15 protein-coding genes are annotated in these 17,758 nt (G+C 39.4%); 14 read left to right on the top strand and 1 reads right to left on the bottom strand.

The features are described from left to right. Nucleotides 1–10: 10 nt before the first annotated feature. The 4 genes from N477_RS16855 to N477_RS16840 all read left to right on the top strand — a co-directional run bounded on the left by N477_RS16855 (nucleotide 11) and on the right by N477_RS16840 (nucleotide 2,851). On the top strand, nucleotides 11–1,111 hold the full coding sequence (locus tag N477_RS16855) for an NAD(P)/FAD-dependent oxidoreductase (protein WP_196760642.1): 1,101 nt from the start codon (nucleotides 11–13) through the stop codon (nucleotides 1,109–1,111). Nucleotides 1,112–1,250: 139 nt separating this feature from the next. After that, complete coding sequence (locus N477_RS26120; RefSeq protein WP_155731939.1) at nucleotides 1,251–1,538, top strand: hypothetical protein; 288 nt, start codon at nucleotides 1,251–1,253, stop codon at nucleotides 1,536–1,538. A 412-nt stretch (nucleotides 1,539–1,950) separates the two neighbouring features. Continuing rightward, nucleotides 1,951–2,241: a YciI family protein gene (locus N477_RS16845; RefSeq protein WP_063362308.1), complete on the top strand. Its 291-nt coding sequence runs from the start codon at nucleotides 1,951–1,953 to the stop codon at nucleotides 2,239–2,241. Between the two features lie 4 nt (nucleotides 2,242–2,245). Next, complete coding sequence (locus N477_RS16840; RefSeq protein WP_063362307.1) at nucleotides 2,246–2,851, top strand: DNA-3-methyladenine glycosylase I; 606 nt, start codon at nucleotides 2,246–2,248, stop codon at nucleotides 2,849–2,851. Between the two features lie 122 nt (nucleotides 2,852–2,973). On the opposite strand, the gene N477_RS16835 is transcribed toward N477_RS16840, so the two are convergent. Then, nucleotides 2,974–4,245 (bottom strand): O-acetylhomoserine aminocarboxypropyltransferase/cysteine synthase family protein, encoded by a 1,272-nt coding sequence (locus N477_RS16835; RefSeq protein ID WP_063362306.1) that lies wholly within the window; start codon nucleotides 4,243–4,245, stop codon nucleotides 2,974–2,976. A 328-nt stretch (nucleotides 4,246–4,573) separates the two neighbouring features. Here N477_RS16835 and N477_RS16830 point away from each other — a divergent pair, with 328 nt between their 5' ends. From N477_RS16830 to N477_RS16780, 10 genes are all read left to right on the top strand, one after another. After that, nucleotides 4,574–4,987: a GNAT family N-acetyltransferase gene (locus tag N477_RS16830; RefSeq protein WP_063362305.1), complete on the top strand. Its 414-nt coding sequence runs from the start codon at nucleotides 4,574–4,576 to the stop codon at nucleotides 4,985–4,987. 352 nt (nucleotides 4,988–5,339) lie between these two features. Further along, nucleotides 5,340–11,009: a leucine-rich repeat domain-containing protein gene (locus N477_RS16825; RefSeq protein WP_063362304.1), complete on the top strand. Its 5,670-nt coding sequence runs from the start codon at nucleotides 5,340–5,342 to the stop codon at nucleotides 11,007–11,009. A gap of 207 nt (nucleotides 11,010–11,216) precedes the next feature. After that, the gene (locus tag N477_RS16820; RefSeq protein ID WP_063362303.1) at nucleotides 11,217–11,657 is read left to right on the top strand and encodes a GNAT family N-acetyltransferase; all 441 of its coding nucleotides are present in this window, start codon (nucleotides 11,217–11,219) and stop codon (nucleotides 11,655–11,657) included. 99 nt (nucleotides 11,658–11,756) lie between these two features. Next, nucleotides 11,757–12,263: a GNAT family N-acetyltransferase gene (locus N477_RS16815; protein ID WP_063362302.1), complete on the top strand. Its 507-nt coding sequence runs from the start codon at nucleotides 11,757–11,759 to the stop codon at nucleotides 12,261–12,263. Nucleotides 12,264–12,309: 46 nt separating this feature from the next. Beyond that, on the top strand, nucleotides 12,310–12,657 hold the full coding sequence (locus tag N477_RS16810) for a hypothetical protein (RefSeq protein WP_063362301.1): 348 nt from the start codon (nucleotides 12,310–12,312) through the stop codon (nucleotides 12,655–12,657). 110 nt (nucleotides 12,658–12,767) lie between these two features. Continuing rightward, nucleotides 12,768–13,178 (top strand): GNAT family N-acetyltransferase, encoded by a 411-nt coding sequence (locus N477_RS16805; RefSeq protein ID WP_063362300.1) that lies wholly within the window; start codon nucleotides 12,768–12,770, stop codon nucleotides 13,176–13,178. A 386-nt stretch (nucleotides 13,179–13,564) separates the two neighbouring features. Then, nucleotides 13,565–14,017 carry a hypothetical protein gene (locus N477_RS16800; RefSeq protein ID WP_063362299.1) on the top strand — a complete coding sequence of 151 codons (453 nt, stop codon included), beginning with the start codon at nucleotides 13,565–13,567 and terminating at the stop codon, nucleotides 14,015–14,017. Then, nucleotides 13,960–15,122 (top strand): IS3 family transposase gene (locus N477_RS16790; protein WP_155731938.1). Its coding sequence is split into 2 segments (ribosomal slippage): nucleotides 13,960–14,215 and nucleotides 14,215–15,122, totalling 1,164 coding nucleotides; the frame shifts between segments, so codons are not numbered across the junction. The genes N477_RS16800 and N477_RS16790 overlap by 58 nt, the downstream gene beginning before the upstream one ends. Before the next feature lie 76 nt (nucleotides 15,123–15,198). Then, nucleotides 15,199–16,134 carry a DUF6161 domain-containing protein gene (locus N477_RS16785; RefSeq protein WP_063362296.1) on the top strand — a complete coding sequence of 312 codons (936 nt, stop codon included), beginning with the start codon at nucleotides 15,199–15,201 and terminating at the stop codon, nucleotides 16,132–16,134. A 197-nt stretch (nucleotides 16,135–16,331) separates the two neighbouring features. Continuing rightward, entirely contained in the window at nucleotides 16,332–17,753 is a 1,422-nt protein-coding gene (locus N477_RS16780; protein WP_063362295.1) for a hypothetical protein, read from the top strand. The last annotated feature ends 5 nt before the right edge of the window (nucleotides 17,754–17,758 follow it).

Genomic DNA, 17,758 nt, shown 5'->3' with positions numbered 1-17,758 from the left:
TATGACGCCAATGAATTATCAAGTAGTCATTATGGGTGCAGGTGTTGCGGGTATGACCGCAGCACTTGTGCTCGCTAAAAACGGCGTTAAAGTTGCTGTTGTGGATAAAAACTCGAGACAAAAGCAAAGCTTTGGAGAGTGTGTTCATGGAACAATACAACCGATTTTATCTGAATTAAATTTATTTGAGCAATTTTGCCGTGATGGGCATTTTGAATTGCAAGGGTACGAAGTCGATTGGGATAGAGAAGGCCGCTATGAGCGAAACCTAATTGCAAGTCCATACGGAACAGGATGGATTTTAAACAGAGAGCGTTTTGATAACAGTTTATTCAGAGCAGCTTTGGCGGCGGGTGTGGATTTTTTCTGGAATACCAGATTAATAGACATTGGCCGCGATAATAATAAGTGGCAGCTGCAATTAAAAAGCACAGAGCGGGTCTTTCCTAATACCAACCAAAAGCAGTATTTGACAGCCAGTTATATTGTGGATGCAACAGGGCGTGCTCGGGTATTAACTCGAAAGCTTAATATTGCAGAAAAAAAAGCGGACGCTTTAATGGCATGCTGTACATATTTACACCATGATGGCAGTGGGCTGATGGGGAAGCAAACTGCGGTGATCAAAAGCAGCCCTAATGGTTGGTGGTATTTGGCGCCGTTTTCACAAACAATGGCGACATTATGCTTTTTTACAGATAATGATTTAGCTATGCCTAAATCACATTCAGCATTGCTGCATCAAGCAAATGAGCTTACATATTTAAACCCTTATTTAGCCCAGTGCGACCTAGAAAAAACAACTGAATTTAAAGCGATTTCTTCTTACTCTTCCTGTGTAGCGAGTTGCGTTGGAGAAGGGTGGATAGCTATCGGTGATGCGGCTTGTAGTTATGATCCACTTTCTTCTTATGGGATCACGTCGGCGATGGGCAGTGCCTATTATGGTGCAACAGCGATAGTTCAAGCCATGACGCAGGAACAAGACTCTTTAGCGCAATATCAGCAGCTTATGCATGAGCAGTTTCTGACCTATGTGATTGATAAAAACAAAGAGTATCAACGGGTTACACACTATGATACGGATTTTTGGAAAAGACGACAATATTGAAAATATTTTTAAGTGTATTTTATTTAGATTTTTGTTAATTTTAGGTTGTGGGTTCTATTGGTATCTTGCAGCCGCTTGGCGCTTACAGCAAGCAGATCGTCTTTTAATTAAATGCGTATTTTTAGATAAGGAAATAACAATGGATTTTGATTTTGCAGTAGAGCAAATTAAATTGGTTGGCCAAGAGCAAGGCTATGAAATGTCAGAGGGTAGTCGTACTTTTGAAATATTTATTGATAATCATCATGCTGTTGCATACAAAATAATCGCAAGCAGCTCCTCTGGGTATATTCAAGTACATCAATGGGAAGCTGGAGATGCTGACTACGGAAGGGGTGTATACTCTCTACGCAATTACAGCGATGTAGCGCACTTTTGTAATATTCTCGTAGCCAGTGCTTATATTCGCGCTCGAAGAAAAGACTAAAGCACAGTTAGTTTGGTGCTGTTAAGTTTTCGCAAGCAGCTCAATTTGTAATTTAGTAAAGATATTTACCATTTTTCGGAGGTAAATATCTTTTGTGTTTTTAAGTTATAACCTAGATTAATAACCCAAGCGGATAGTCTTTAAGGTATTTCTTAAAAAGTTATATCAGCACTAATTGGAGTAGGGAGGTGTGCTATATAGAGTTAACTATTCCGTTTTTGTAACCCTACCTTTTAATTGAAATACCCTTGTCTTTTTTAGAATTCCCTTCGTGATGAAAAGCACTTTTCTTAACATCTGTCTTCGTAAATGCTTGCTTTTTTGTTTCTGTACTAATACTGTATAAATAACCAGCTTTTTTTGATTGAGCAATTCAGTCTACTCAAAATTACAAATAATATAAGGATGAAAAATGTTTGTTGTATTGCTTAAGTTTTCAGATAATAAACCTCAAGCCAGCGAGTATATGGGTGCGCATAATCAATGGATTAAGCAAGGTTTTGATGATGGTGTATTTATACTTGTGGGGAGTTTGCAACCTGGGCTTGGAGGATCTGTGATTGCGCATAATACATCCCTTGAAGACCTACAAACGCGAGTTAATGCAGACCCTTTTGTGGCTGAAAATGTCGTTACTGCAGAAATTTTAGAAATAGATCCCAAAAAGGCGGACGAAAGGCTGTCATTCTTGTTGGGTCAATGATTGTATGATTGCAATAGTAACGAGTGAAGATGGCCAAAAGCGTTGCAAGTGGGCGGCCTCTGTCACTGAGTTTATTGACTACCATGATACAGAGTGGGGCTTTCCTGTCGGTGATGATATCCGCCTATTTGAAAAACTGTGCCTTGAAAGCTTTCAATCTGGTTTAAGCTGGAGAACAATTTTAGCAAAGCGAGAGAATTTTCGACGTGCATTCATGGGGTTCGACTTTAATAAAATTGCGGATTTTACTGATGCAGACATTACACGATTACTATCGGATGAAGGCATCGTTCGCCATCGCGGAAAAATAGAGGCCACCATTAATAATGCGAAAAAAGCCCAAGAAATGGTTGCAGAGATGGGATCGCTCGCAGCCTACTTTTGGCGTTATGAACCATCGTCTGAAAGTATGAATGAGCCACAAACGCAATCGACTTCAGATGTGTCTAAAGCGATTGCGAAAGATTTGAAAAAAAGAGGTTGGAAGTTTGTAGGCCCTACAACAGTGTATGCTTTTATGCAGGCGATGGGGTTGATTAATGATCACGCTGCAGAATGTATTATCAGATCCAAGGCTGAAAAAGCGCGTCAGCAATTTAAAAGACCGTAATTACCTTGATGTGTTTCAATCTAGAAATCGTTTAGCTACTTAAAGCTGAGTTAAAAACCATTAACTCAGCTTTACATGCGATTGCACAATGAAAAATAATTAATGCTAGTTATATCAGTGTTTTACGCTTTATCTAGCGCTTGCGATACATCTGCAATGATGTCATCGATATGCTCTATACCCACTGAAATTCGAACGAGATCTTCACTCACACCAGCTGAAGCCAACTCTGCTTTATTTAACTGTCTATGTGTAGTTGACGCAGGATGACAAGCTAACGATTTTGCATCACCAATATTGACCAAACGCAGGATCATATTTAAAGCATCGATAAATCGAGTACAGGCCTCAATACCACCTTTGATGCCAAAACTTAAAATCCCAGAAGCTTTGCCGCCAGTAATTTTATGACAGGCATCATGATCTGGGCTGCTTGCAAGGGCGGCGTAATTAACCCATTCGACTTTTGGGTGCTGTTGTAAATATTCCGCTAATTTTTGCGCGTTTTCACAATGACGATCCATTCTTAGCCCAAGGGTTTCTATACCTTGAAGAATTTGAAATGCGTTCATCGGTGATAGTGCAGCGCCTGTGTTTCTCAGCGGGGCAACACGACATCGGCCAATATAAGCCGCTTCAGCAAAAGCTTCCGTGTATACCACGCCATGATAAGAAGGATCGGGCTCGTTCATGACTGCAAACCGCTCTTTATTTGCAATCCAATCAAATTTACCTGAGTCAACAATGATGCCGCCAATTGTCGTACCATGGCCGCCCATATATTTCGTTAATGAATGTACGACAATATCTGCGCCCAGCTCAAAAGGGCGGCACAAATAAGGGGTTGCTACCGTATTGTCTACAATAACTGGTACACCGTGTTTGTGCGCTATTTCTGCAATACGGCTGATATCGACGATATTGCCTGCGGGATTACCTATGGACTCACAAAAAACAGCTTTAGTGTTGCTATCAATTGCAGCTTCGAAGCCATCAAAGTCATCATAAGAAACCATCTTGACTTGAACGCCTTGTCTTGGCAATGAGTGAGCAAATAGGTTATATGTGCCTCCGTAGAGTTGGCTGGTACTAATGATATTATCGCCAACTTCAGTGAGGCATTGTATTGCGTATGTAATTGCAGCCATGCCTGATGACACCGCTAATGCGCCGATACCGCCTTCCATTGCCGCAACGCGTTTTTCTAGCACATCATTGGTTGGATTCATGATCCGTGTGTAAATATTGCCAGGTACTGCGAGGTTAAATAGGTCAGCACCATGTTCTGTGTTATCAAAAGTATATGAGGTTGTTTGATAAATGGGCACTGCCGCAGATTTGGTTGTGGGCTCGGATGTATATCCTTCATGTAAAGCGATTGATTCTAATTTCACAAAACTCTCCCTAACTTAAGTGTAATTGATATAAACGCCTGACTATTGTGATGATAATCTTGCTCTATTTAGCATTTTAAGATGTCTTCGTTATATCAACTTTAAAAAATCCAAATTGAACATAGCACACTTTTTGGACGTTGAGATAACTCAAAGAGACAGTTGAAATGAAGAGAGCGAAAATACAAATTAGTCTATGGTTTTGTATCTCTAAGGTGTGTGAGTTGGATAATTTGCTGGCATGACAATAGCTCGTTCCGATGTTGCAAGTAAGATAAGTCATGGAGCAATATTAAAATTGTTATCTATCTAAAATAGGGAAAGTGATATGAAAGTGAAAATCAACGCGATTGGGCCTTCAGCCAAAGAGTTTGTACAATTACGCACTGATGTTGGTTGGGGTGATACAGATTTAAATATGGCGGCATTGAGTTTGGAGCAGTCGCTATTTCATGTTACTGCGCGGGTAGACTCAAAGCTTGTTGGAATGGGCAGGGTTATAGGTGATGGCGCCTTATTTTTCTATATTCAAGATCTCGCAGTACATCCAAATTATCAACAAACAGGGATAGGCGGTATGTTGATGGCGCAGATTGAAAGTTGGTTGGCTGATAATGCTTCAAAAGGCGCAACGATTGGTCTTATGTCAGCGAGAGGGAAAGAGTCGTTTTACGCACGTTACGGCTATGGTCAAAGAACGGGTATGCCTTTAGGTCATGGTATGTGTAAATTCATTAAGTAGTTTTAGCAGTCATTGGTTCATATCACGTCGTTCACTGACTTAAAGCTCCCTTTAAGATCCTTGAAAGAAGCCTTTACATTGCTCACTATTGGTGATTAAGCTTCGCAAGTCCATAGGGAGTAATCTTTTCAGTGGTATAAAAGTGCAACAAATCCATCAATAGTAGGTTAATTACAGCCTGTAATAGTATATTGAATATAACTATTATCTGTCTGAAATTTATATTAAAAGAAAAGCACATGTCTGAAAAGCAAACAGACTACCATCTTACTGCTCACATCTAAATCTTGAACATTTCTTATGCTGTGTGTATCCTGCGCCTTTTTTGTAAACATTGGTGAGGAAATTGCAATTGAATAGTGCGGTAAGTAAGATTTGCCTCGCAGGCTTGATAGGAATAATTTCAGGTTGCGGTGGCGGATCTTCAGATACGAAGGAAGAAGGTATAACACAGCCAGTTGTTGTTAATAGTGTACCGGTGGTGTCTATTGAAGGGCAAATGCATTCAGATGAGATGCAAGCTATTAGTTTGGTTGCAAATGGACATGATAAAGAGAGTCAATTGCTGAGCTATACATGGTCACATGATGGAGGTTCGGCGATTGCCGTCGATGGTGAAAACAACGCCAGTATTACCGCACGCAGCAATGATTTGGCTAAGGACACACCGATAACATTTTCTGTCACCGTGTCAGACGAACAAGGTGCAACAGCAACAGCGACTCATTTGGTGACATTCATTGACACCCCTGTTTTGACAATTGAGGCACAAGAACATGCCATCGAGCAATCCTCCTTTTCTGTAAAGGCTGGTGTTTCAACGAGTAAAGAAATTACGTCTTATGAGTGGACGAGCAATGCACCAGATTATGTTGAAGTGATTGGTACAGATACCGATACACTTGTAATAAGCAGTGGTGATATCAACGAAGATATTCCGATCACTTTTAATCTGACTGTTACAGATGAGACAGGCGGTAAGGCGACATCATCTACTTCGGTTGTGATTAAAGCATTTGCACAACAATTAAAAATATCGGGCAAGGTAACAGATCAGCCTATTGAAAACGCCAATGTTAAAGCGCAGATTGGTGATAAGGCATTTACGGCAGTCGCAAATAGTCTTGGCGAATACACGCTTGCTATCAATTTAGAGCAAGGTGAAGAGGCGTATGCAAATGAATTAGTGAAGCTGAGCGCAACAGGTCAAGATAAACAAAGCTTTGTTGAGTTTGTCTCGCAGCTAGGGTCTTTGTCTCAACTTAGCTTGGCAGCTGGCGATGATGAAGTTCTTGATGCAGAAGAACAATTTGGTGTAAATGTAACCAATGTGACAACTGCTGAGTTTGTATTATTGTCTAAATTTGACGATGCATTTAATTCTAATGAGCTTCTTGAGCAACGTAAACTTAGTGTCAGTGCCAAAGAAAAGTTAGATATTGCAACTTTGCTCAAAGCCATTGTAGATAATGACACAGTAGACCTGCCTGACGGGTATGCTACAACGTTAGAATTGGTGAAGGACGAAAATGTCGCTACCCAGTACCTCGCCCAATTAAAAGAAGAGCAGCCTGAGCTCATTGAGCGCACTATCGATGCTTTGAAGTCGGACACCGATTTACTGCAGCCCGCTGAAATCATCTTAGATGAAGTTTTGTGGGTAACTGAACCTGACTTTCAATATGGTATCTATTTTGGTCTTGAGCTGAACGACGAAAATACTGGTTATTATATATCAGATGAGCGCCATGAAGTGTCTTGGGAGCGTGAAAATAATCGTGTTGTAATTACTTTTTTAGAGCCTGTTATACTTAATTACAATGCCTATATGGATGAATACAATTCTCTAGAACTAAAGCGTATCGAGTTAGATTTTTACGCGCAAAATGAGCACTTTAACTCTGCAACCGTAACCTTTGGTGGTGATGTATATGTGGACTCAAAGCTACAGGCCCATCAATTCTCTTTTCACTCACAAACATATACAAAAAGTAGCTTTACGCAATTGTCACAGCCCACATTGGAAGGAACTTGGTCATTTTATAAAATAATCAACGCCCAAGAAGATGTATATTTTGAGTATGAGTTTGATGAGAACAGTATAGCTACAAATTTACAAAGCTCAGAGCAAAGCAACTGGCAAATCTCGGGGAATGAACTTACCTTTCAGCAAGATAACAGAATACAAATATTGCAGCTTATTGCGCATAATGATTTAGGTTATCATTTTATGGGCCACACCATAGAAAATGACCAAATAACTCAATCCTATAACGCGTATATGGTTAAGCATCAAGATGTCAGTTTTGATACTTTTGATTATCAACGTACTTGGGTAAGGTTAAAAGACATTCGCAATAATGTATTTAAAATTGATGAACAGGGGTTGGTTCATTATGGTCTTAGCACTGGCAGGCAGTATGCACTTGAGTCAGGTGAACTTGTATCATATAGCTATTCATTTGACGGGAGAGGCAGTTATACGACTTGCGAAAATAGCGAGTTATGCATTGTTAACGCTGAGCGCTCTTATGAGTTATTGGCTGTTTCTGGCGACACAATCGCTGTCAATTATACAGCTAAATATGCAGACCATGATTACACTTTTGAGGTGATAAGGTTTATAGAAGTAACAGACGATCAGGCGCTTACCTGGTCTTTTGATGATGCGCTATCAGCAAATAATATCAGTCTATATAGCGAAACTGGCAGTATTATAACCAGCGTTAATTATTGCTATAACGACCAGCCTTGCAAAATATCTTTGAGACTGAGCAACCAATCAAGTTCTGACTTTTATTCATTTGAACAGCGAGAAGGTTATTATGAGCTAACATCACCGTATGATAATAGCAAACTCTATCTTGAAGTTACTGATCTTGGTGGTGAGAGCTTTGCGATATGCTTAAAATCGGAGCTTACTGCTGCATGTGATGAATCAAATACCACCGTTTATACGACAACGCTGGTCACCTTTCCTGTTACAATTAAAACCAATGGATCTGGCCGTATAGATTTACGTACAGAAAATGTTCCTCTTGGCGAGAGTATTGGCCTTCGAGTATTAGCAGATGAAGGCTACTATATTTCTGCTCTAAACATATGTGGTCAAGACTACTCTGTAGCTTTAGAAGATATTCCAACTGAATTTTCTCATACAGAAAAGTACTTCGGTGCATGTGAAATCGAAGCAACGTTTGAAGAAAAGCTACCAGTATATGGTCAACATACTTTATATGATTCGTCTTTATATCTCCCCCTGCTACACGAATTGAATTTTAACCCTAATGGAGAAGGGGTTTATAGATTTAATGAAAGCGCTGATTACACACATAGTATAAATTTCGTTTGGGATAATTTATCTGAGTATCATACTCGTGCTGAGTTTGAATACATTTTTTCAGTTAATTTCGCAAGTTACTATGCGGATGTTTTTACTGAAAGTGACCTTTATCAACCTATTAATGCCTTGGAGTTTAGCTATTTAGATGACAAGTCTTTAGTTTGGGCACTTGATGAAGGTGAAAGTCATGATGGTATAGGTTTTGAACTTGGCCCTGTTCTCCATAAAGATTTTGCAGGGGAAGAAGTTCAGGAGGTGACTAATTGGGAAGGAAATTGGGTTTTTGTATATCAAAATTCATATACATATTATGAAATTGAGATTGCAGCAGATGGTCAGGCGTTGTTAAAAGCTTTCTCAGAGCAAGGTTTTCAAACTAGCCAAGTACAATTGAGCTGGGAAGTAGATGAATTAGGGCAATTGAAATTAACTTCTCTAGATAATACTTTCGACACTTATATTTTAAAGCCTGTTAATCAGCATAATGGTTTTATTCAAATAGAGACTCGAGACTCTCATTGGTTTGATGGTAATAGCTATTTCCAAAACGGAATAGGCATCATGGCAAAAGCAATGGATGAGCCATTAACTATTGAAAAACTCGCTGGGCAGTGGCGCTTTAAGCGGAGCCCTGAGTCAAGCGTGTATCATGGCTTTGTTATAAATGAAGACGCATCAGTAAATAAGTATGCTAAGTTTGGTGATGTTCAACTGGACGAGAATGCTTTTGTTGTCAGTTATTATCTTGATTACTCTCCAGAGTGTGAGACCGACCCAACGTTTTGCATAGTAGAGCAATCAGAGCGATTTAAGGTATTGTCTAAAAATAATGGGTTGGTGTTACTAGCAAAAAGTAATGGTGAATATCATATCGCTGAACACAGCTCCGACATGCATGTTGAGCAATTTATTCCAAGTGCATTAGATAGATTTAGCTTTTACTACCTAAAAGGTGAGAGGTATGTAGCAGGAGACATATACTACAGATACTTTGATGAGGAAAAAAATAGCTGGGACACTTCATCAATCTTTAACGAAACAAGCGGGGCTGCAAAATTCATTGACGGGAAGTTTTATCAACAAACCCCGCAAGGCGCTTATTGGATTGCACCCGTTATGCATATACCTAATGGCATTAAGGTATGCGTATATCAAGACGGCCAAAGTTGTGAGCAAGGGATTGAACAAACTTGGTTATACCAAACCCCAGGTTTTGATATTACGCTGGATGTCAGTCAAGGTGGAGTGGTCAACACTGGTGCATCATTAGAAAATGTACCTTTTTATAATGATACTCACATGACACTATTGGCTGATGAAGGTTATCGCATTGCTGACTTTGATGGGTGTAATGCGCGTTTCGTATGGGAAAGTAGTATTTCTGAGATTGGTATTGTTGTACCTTCGCTTGTGTCTGATTGCACATTGAAGGTGTCGTTTGAGCAGGATAATGGGCAACCTATACTTGATTCGCTGGGTATTGAAGATCCAGCCTTTAAAGCTTGCTTAGAAAACCAAGGCAATATCTTTCCACAATATTCGAACTATTTTTATTGTTACGCACATTCTGATGAAAACCTTAAAATTGATAATTTTAATGGAATAGAGCAGTTTAAATTTTTAACGTCAATGTCTTTTAATAACGTTAGTTTATCTGGGCAGGCGCTTGCTGACCTTGAAAATTTGACGCAATTAGAAACACTGGATTTTTCAGGTGGAGATTTTACTGATTTAAATTTACGTGGTTTCGATAGTTTGAATGACTTACGATTACTTGATGGTTCGTCAGTGACAAGCATTGCACTACCCACACACAGCACATTAGAGAATTTACAGATAGAGGGTGCATTGATCAGTGAACTAGATTTGTCTAATCAGGCTAGTTTAAAAAGCTTATCAATCAGAAGTTCAACCCTAACACATTTGGATTTAACTAATAATGTTGAGCTAAGTTCATTGAATATCGAGTGGAGTAAAATAGAGCGTATTTCAGGTGTGACAACAGCACATAAAATACAAAGTATATATGCTCAACACTCTGCACTGACTGCGTTGGATTTACGTAATTTTGATGATATTGAGTTTGTCGATTTAAGCGAAACGCCAATCACTTTGCTAGAGCTTGGTGGAAATTCATTGCTGACGTCACTTGACGCGTCTAATTCACATCTAGCCCGTTTAGATGTTGAACCTGGTACCTACGCCTTGTCTTATTTGACACTCAATCATACGAAAATTGAAGCTCTAGATTTGAGCTACTTTGAGCAGTTACGTTCTTTGGAAGTTGCTTCTACTCCTTTGACGAGCTTAAGCTTAGAAAGCAATCAGAATCTATCTTCACTAAACGCTGCTGAGGCAAAACTTATTGAGGTTAAATTTGGAGAATTACAGACTTTATATAATGTTAACCTAGATGGAAACCCATTAACAAAGTTTGAGTTTAACGAGAGCATGACCTATTTGAATGATTTAAGTCTATCAAATACAAATGTGACTGAGTTGCATATACCTCAGGGAACAAACTTACAGTTTTTGCACTTCTCAAACAATACACTGGGAAATATTACCGGTGTTGAGAATATATCAACAATGAATCCAATGTTCTGGTTATTTGATACGACTATTAGCGATGAACTATTGCAGTATATTCAAAGCAATAATGTACAAGTTTATCAATAATTAATTTGGGGGCCTGTGCCCCCAATTCACTATATTCTTATTTGAAAATGTGATAAATCTGGCGTTTTCAATCATACCCACCTGCACGATACATCGTGGTTAAAACGCCTTTTTCTTTCATAGTTTCTATGCCGTTTTGTGTTATGTTGAGTAATACCTGTTTTCGCAGGCTCAATAACCAATTTAATACGCTTAAAAGGAATGAATATGCAGATTAGCGTTATTACAGATGAAAACCTTATTAAATCATACATCAGTAAACTCTATTCAGAGTTATTTGGTGAGGCAAAAGTCCCGACATCCGCTGAGTTTGATAGCATATTTGAAGCTTTACCAGCGCATCGGCACACCGCATATGAGGTAAAAATAGATGATGAGCCTGTGGCATTTTTTACCTTATCGGATTCTTTTTCATTTTTTGCCAATGGCCGTTATGGGATCATCAATGAGCTTTGGGTCAGCCCAGATCACCGTGCAACTGGGGTCGGGTCTAAAGTGATTGATGAAATAATCAGTCTTGCAAAGGAGCATGAATGGTCGCGGGTCGACGTATCAGCGCCACCAAATGCGCAATGGGACAGGACATTTGCGTTTTATCAAAAGTGTGGTTTTGAATTTACTGGCAGAAAGCTAAAGCGCTACGTGTAATGTGTGGTTTGATCAGGCTGCCTTTACTTTATGGTTATTTATAAATAACTTAGAAAGTGATAAATACAATTAGGTACACTTGTGTAGAGGTAAAGGACTATGTATAGAGAAGCAACATTACAAGACAGTGCAAACATCGCCGCACTGTCGGCGCAAGTTTGGCTCCACAATTATGCCCTTGATGGAGTAAACGATGCAATTTCAGCATATGTTTTGAGTGAGTTTACGGCTGAAAATATCGCAAATAAAATCAAGGACAATAGTTATCAATATATTCTTTGTGAAAACGCGAGCAATCTTACAGGGCTAGTGTCTTTGGACTATTCGGCCACTTGCCCCGTTACATCAAAACCCAGTCCTGAGTTAGATAGACTGTATATTCAAGAGCCGTTTACAGGTAAAGGCTTAGGCAGAAAATTGCTTGATGCTGCCATTAATACTTGCAAAAACGCTGGACACACTAAGCTTTGGTTAACTGTTTTTCACAAAAACGAGCGCGCCTTGGCTTTTTATAAACGTCATAATTTTAAAATCATTGGCGAGACGTATTTTGTGTTAAACAATGAGCGACACCTCAATTACGTATTGAGCATAGAGACGTTTTAAGCATCGCTAGCAACACAGGTTAGACTGCGCTTTATAAAGGAAAAGTATGAAATCAAAGGATATACGTCCATTTATTCCGGTAAAAGAGTTAGCTGTGTCGAAAGCCTTTTATGAGGCGTTAGGTTTTATCAGTGACGATGCCAATGAAGACATGAGTGTGATTAGCAATGGCACATGTACGTTCTTTTTGTATCAAGCTGCTGAAATAAATTTTGACGCGGGTTTGATGTTTCAACTCAGTGTGCCTGATATTCAAGCTGCTCTGAATTCCATCCAAAAAGTAAAAAACATAGATATAAGGTATGAACCTATCAAAGAAGAGAGATGGGGTAAAATCATCTACCTTTGGGGGCCATCAGGTGAAATGTGGCATATTACTGAGCTGAATAGGTAATTTATCTGGTGTGCTAAACAGCGTTTTTCATCCCGTAGTTAAATAAATTGTTATACTGTTTATTTATACAGGTGCATGTATAATCACATCAGTTTTACCTAGGAGTGATTATGAGTTATACAATTGAAGAACATGTACCTACGCCCCAAGAATACTGTGATATGCGCGTGACGGCTGGCTTGTCAGCGAAATCTTTAAAAGCAGCTGAAATTGGCTTGCCGAATACGTTATATGGTGTGTCTATTCGCCACGATGGCAAGCTCATCGGTATGGGCCGAGTTGTGGGCGATGGCGCATGTAATTTTGAAATTGTAGATGTCGCCGTTGACCCACAATACCAAGGACAAGGCTTAGGCCGACAAGTGATGGAATACATTGATAGATACCTAACATCGGTTGCACTTGAAGGCTCGTATGTATCCATGATCGCCGATGAACCAAAATTTTATGAAAAACTAGGCTATCGCTTAGTGGCACCAAAAAGCCAAGGTATGACTAAAAAGTTTTATCAACCGAAATGATTTGTGGGGAGTATGTGCTTCCCTTTGAAGAATTCGTAAATTTCACAGTCTAGAGCCATCGAAACCTGAATTAAGAGAATGTTGGACAGTATTGATCAACATATGGTTAGTCAGTGTTTAGAGCTAGAACTTAGTTTATTCATATAACAAAGATGGATGAACGGGTTGAAAGACTCAGTGATAACTGTCGAAAAGCTATCACTTGTAAGTATATAAAAGTACTGAACAAAGGGGGTTTTATAACACGTGCCAAGTTGCCCGCGGTTCAAAGTGTTGATTTTTGGGTGGTGAAAGCAGAGTGCGCCTTACTAAATTAAGTATTAAATTTACTGTTAATACTATGTTGCTATATAATTGGGGCTTCAGTCGTAAATAAGGAAAGTTAAATGTCATACCTTCCCGTGACTCTTCATTTTATTGGAAAATCTATAGAGTTTAAAACCCTTGATGAGCTATCTAAATTTATTAATGATGAGAAAGCTAGTTTTGATTGGCTTCGCTTAAATAAAGGGGTGTTCTCAAACTTTTCTAAGTTTTTTTTGCAGAACTGCATCAACGAAGTATTTAATTGGTTCACCCCGTTGTTAAATAACTGGACAGATGAAAGCACTCCCTCTGATGATGCAATCGATAAAATCAATAGGTGTTTAGCTGCTGTGAACTTTCCATTTACGCATACTGCTGAGCGCAATTTAATTGAGGAAAAGGTCGAAGTGTTGTGGTTCAATAAACCCGGACACAACTTTAGGTGGTATGATTACCACTTAACTAGAGGTGTCAAATGGCCAGAAAACGTCGAACATTTAGTAAAGAGTTTAAACTTGAAGCAGCTTGCTTAGTTTTAGATAAAGGTTACTCATTTCCAGATGCATGTCGCTCCTTGGATGTGGGTGAAACGACTCTAAGACGGTGGGTTCAGCAACTTGAGGTTGAAAGGAACGGTGAAACACCGAAGTCGAAAGCTTTGACGCCCGAACAACAGAAGATCCAAGAACTTGAAGCCCGTATCAATCGCTTAGAACGAGAGAAATCGATACTAAAAAAGGCTACAGCTCTCTTAATGTCAGAAGAAACAAACAGTATTCTCTAATAGACCAGTTAAGTGAGGAAGATTCGGTTGAGTTGGTCTGTAATGTCTTTGATGTCGCTCGTTCAAGTTTCTATGACTACAAGCGCCGTCTTAATGTCATTGATACTAACGAGGTGTTCCTTCGAGCTAAGCTCCAAGAGTGCTTTAAATTAAGCCGTGGCTCCGCAGGAAGCCGAACACTCTCGGCAATGCTGGCCGAGTATGATATTGATGTTGGCCTTTTCAAAATCAGGCGGATCATGCGTGATATGCAACTTGTATCGAAACAGCCAGGGCCTCACGCATATAAAAGAGCAGTGAATGAGCGTCCAGACATACCCAACCGACTAAATCGTGAGTTCGGTGCTCACAAACCAAATCAAGCATGGTGCGGAGATATTACTTATATTTGGACAGGTCAGAAGTGGGCATATTTAGCTGTAGTGATTGATTTATATGCCAGAAGAGTGGTTAGCTGGGCAATGTCAGATAAACCAGATGCAGCGTTGGCTGTCAAAGCGTTAGATAGGGCCTATGAACAAAGAGGCCGACCTAGAGGGCTCATGTTTCACTCGGACCAAGGCTGTCAGTATAGCTCAATCAAATATAGGCAGAGGTTATGGCGCTATCAAATAACACAAAGTATGAGTCGCAGAGGTAACTGTTGGGATAATTCTCCAATGGAACGTTTATTTAGAAGTCTGAAAACAGAGTGGATTCCGAGCACGGGCTATAAATCAATTAAAGAAGCAGAACAAGATATAAGCTTTTATTTGATGAGTTACTACAACTGGAAAAGACCGCACAGTCACAACGATATGACAGCACCAGCTGTAATGGAAGAACAACTTAAATCATTGTCCGGAATTAGTTGACCACAACAAAGAGGGCTCCTCAGCTTTAGCTATAAGCATCCTTTATTTATGCTGCGCCCCAATCAAAGATGCAGGTATGTCTGGCTATAGCAGAAATTATTATGAAAAATATGCAAAGTTATCCAAAGCCCGGGCAAATCCTGCAAGCTATGATGAGTGGTCTGAATTGGCTCCTTATCGAGTTTTGGCAATAGCTGAACTTTACAAAATAAGTGGTTTGAAAATAAGATCGCAATTAGAAGAAGAAGTTAATACTTCTATTGATGAATTTAAAATCAAACAAGAGGAAATCTCTTCCAGGTTATTAAAATTACATGAAGAGGTTAATGCTGGAACATCTAAAATGAGTAGCCATATTGAACATGGTGAAAAATTGCTAGCTTCTGCTGGGGGTCGAGCCCTCCAAAAATACAAAGGCTACATCAAGGAGCTAAGAAGCAAGGTAAAAAGCATGGAATCTGATGCCAGTGAGACCGTGCAAAAAGCTCAAGATGTTTACTTATCTCAAGTAGAGTTGGATGTATCTGTAAAGTACTGGGGAGATAAGCAAGCTGCCCACAAAAAGTCTAGGAACATGTGGCTTTTGGTGTTAATTGGGCTTTCAATTATCACGGTTACAATCCCATTTACTCTTCCAAAATTCGTAACGTGGTTTTATGAAGATCAACCGGATGTAACTTTAATACTTGGAGTTTTTAACCCAATATCAATTCTTGCTACAGTCATTTTTATTTCCTTATTAAGTTTTACGATTAGATTCTGCTCACGACAATACTCGACTGATCAACACCTATACCTTGAAGCAGAAGAACGAAAAACAATGCTTAAAACCTACTTGGCCCTAATGAATGAAGGAAAGCTTGTAGAGCAAGAAGACAGAAAAGTGGCTTTAGATGCTTTATTTAGGCCAGCTCAAACAGGAATTGTAGCCGATCATGGTGCTGTAGTACCTACCGATTCAGTGGTTAGGATTATCGAAAAACATGCAAAAGCACCAAGCACGAAAGCGTAATTATCAAATGCAGCATATTTGTACTATCCATTCGGCCAAATTTTGACATAATTTGAATACACTCGCGAGAGCTATACACAAACCACTTCTAAAACTAACCTCGCTATTCTGTGAGGTTTTGTTCCCAAATTTAGATCTATTGCGCTCCCTTACTCGATGATAACATCAATAAAACATCTGATTAGCAAGGTAGCATTATGGATATCAAGGTAGTTAAAGCAAAAAGCGCCCATTTAATTAGACTCTGGTTGGAAGGGAAAGGTGCTTGGAATGACTATATGGAGAAAACACCTGAAGAGGTTGACTTCAGAGGGATAGATTTTAGTGATGAAATGCTGACTAAAAATTATTCCGAGGATGCAAGGGTTGCGGTTTTGCTTAGTGAGAGAACCAGCATTACCGAAGTCAGTTTTAAAGGCTATATTTTCCCTAAAAAGGCCTCCTTTCATAGGGCTAAATTCCCGGGCTCGCTATCAATTGATAAAGCGACATTTAAGGATGATTGTGAGCTGGGTGAGATAGAGGTTTCTGGCTCATTAATGATTGGCTCCACCACCTTTGAGGAAAGTTTTAAGTTAGATCACGCAAGTATAGGTGGAGATGTGGAAATCCAAGGCTGCGTGTTTAATAAAGCACTCGAGTGTTCGGGGGGGAGTTTTTCAGGTGATTTCAATATAAGAAATTGCTCTGTGTACAGGATATCTTCATTTCAAAACTCTAAATTCTCAGAGAGCTTTGAATTAAGTGGCTGCACATTTCGTGGAGCAATCCAGTTTAGAACGATGGATGTTAAAGGTGCTTTTTCAGTCTATCACTCTGCATTTAATTCATCTTTGGTCTTTAGAGGTTCGCGATTTCATAAAGATGTGGTGTTTTTTTCGTGTGACTTTGAGGGGGTTAGCGCATCCTTCAAAAAGTGTCGCTTTGAATCTTCATTTGAACTAATACTCAGAGAGAATAAGCGCAATTTTCAGAAGTTACTGTTTAACGGAGCTCATTTTAAGCTCGACGTAAATGTATCAGCTTTATTGGCTTGTGTTCCTGACTTTCGCCAAACTAAAATAGATCACCATTTTGACGTTGAGCACCTTAAGGTTCAGTTAAATCGCAAGAAAAATGACGGAGCAATATTAGAAAGCGCTATAGACCCAGAAGATGCCGAGCGATTTTGTAGACTCAAGGAAATAGCTGACTCAAATAAAAACCACGATAAGGCTCTCTTGTTTTTAGCTGATGAAATGAGAGCAAGACGATGGAATAGCATTAGTACATTCGAGTCTATTTTAGATGGCTTTTACTCTTTGGCAAGTAATTATGGGCAGAGTGTGAAAAGGCCGGTTATCTTATTAATGTTTAATATATTTCTTTTTGCGCAGTTCACCTGTAGTTACGGTGAGCGAGAGGCAAGAGGGAAGTTTGAATCAGCTCTTGTTGTATCTGTAGCCACTATAACCCCCTTTATGGCCATATCAAGAGAGGCTAGGAAGAGCAGCCTAGATAAAATTTTTAACAATGGCGTGCCAGAAAGGTATTACTTGTATAGTTATTTGTATTCTTTTTCCGCATTCATATTGATATTCCTTGTAGGCTTAGGCCTTCGAAATAGGTTCAGGATTTAAGCAAG

The organism is Pseudoalteromonas luteoviolacea H33-S (assembly GCF_001625695.1).
GTDB lineage: Bacteria > Pseudomonadota > Gammaproteobacteria > Enterobacterales > Alteromonadaceae > Pseudoalteromonas > Pseudoalteromonas luteoviolacea_B.
The sequence above is the reverse complement of the archived record's forward strand: the minus strand, read 5'-3'. Positions and strand labels throughout refer to the sequence as shown.

What these genes read in the sequence shown, in the direction of transcription:
- N477_RS16810 (WP_063362301.1), top strand. Translation starts at nt 12,310, where the DNA reads ATGAAATCAAAGGATATACGTCCATTTATTCCGGTAAAAGAGTTAGCT.
- N477_RS16845 (WP_063362308.1), top strand. Translation starts at nt 1,951, where the DNA reads ATGTTTGTTGTATTGCTTAAGTTTTCAGATAATAAACCTCAAGCCAGC.
- N477_RS26120 (WP_155731939.1), top strand. Translation starts at nt 1,251, where the DNA reads ATGGATTTTGATTTTGCAGTAGAGCAAATTAAATTGGTTGGCCAAGAG.
- N477_RS16800 (WP_063362299.1), top strand. Translation starts at nt 13,565, where the DNA reads ATGTCATACCTTCCCGTGACTCTTCATTTTATTGGAAAATCTATAGAG.
- N477_RS16820 (WP_063362303.1), top strand. Translation starts at nt 11,217, where the DNA reads ATGCAGATTAGCGTTATTACAGATGAAAACCTTATTAAATCATACATC.
- N477_RS16830 (WP_063362305.1), top strand. Translation starts at nt 4,574, where the DNA reads ATGAAAGTGAAAATCAACGCGATTGGGCCTTCAGCCAAAGAGTTTGTA.
- N477_RS16805 (WP_063362300.1), top strand. Translation starts at nt 12,768, where the DNA reads ATGAGTTATACAATTGAAGAACATGTACCTACGCCCCAAGAATACTGT.
- N477_RS16840 (WP_063362307.1), top strand. Translation starts at nt 2,246, where the DNA reads ATGATTGCAATAGTAACGAGTGAAGATGGCCAAAAGCGTTGCAAGTGG.
- N477_RS16855 (WP_196760642.1), top strand. Translation starts at nt 11, where the DNA reads ATGAATTATCAAGTAGTCATTATGGGTGCAGGTGTTGCGGGTATGACC.
- N477_RS16780 (WP_063362295.1), top strand. Translation starts at nt 16,332, where the DNA reads ATGGATATCAAGGTAGTTAAAGCAAAAAGCGCCCATTTAATTAGACTC.
- N477_RS16785 (WP_063362296.1), top strand. Translation starts at nt 15,199, where the DNA reads ATGTCTGGCTATAGCAGAAATTATTATGAAAAATATGCAAAGTTATCC.
- N477_RS16815 (WP_063362302.1), top strand. Translation starts at nt 11,757, where the DNA reads ATGTATAGAGAAGCAACATTACAAGACAGTGCAAACATCGCCGCACTG.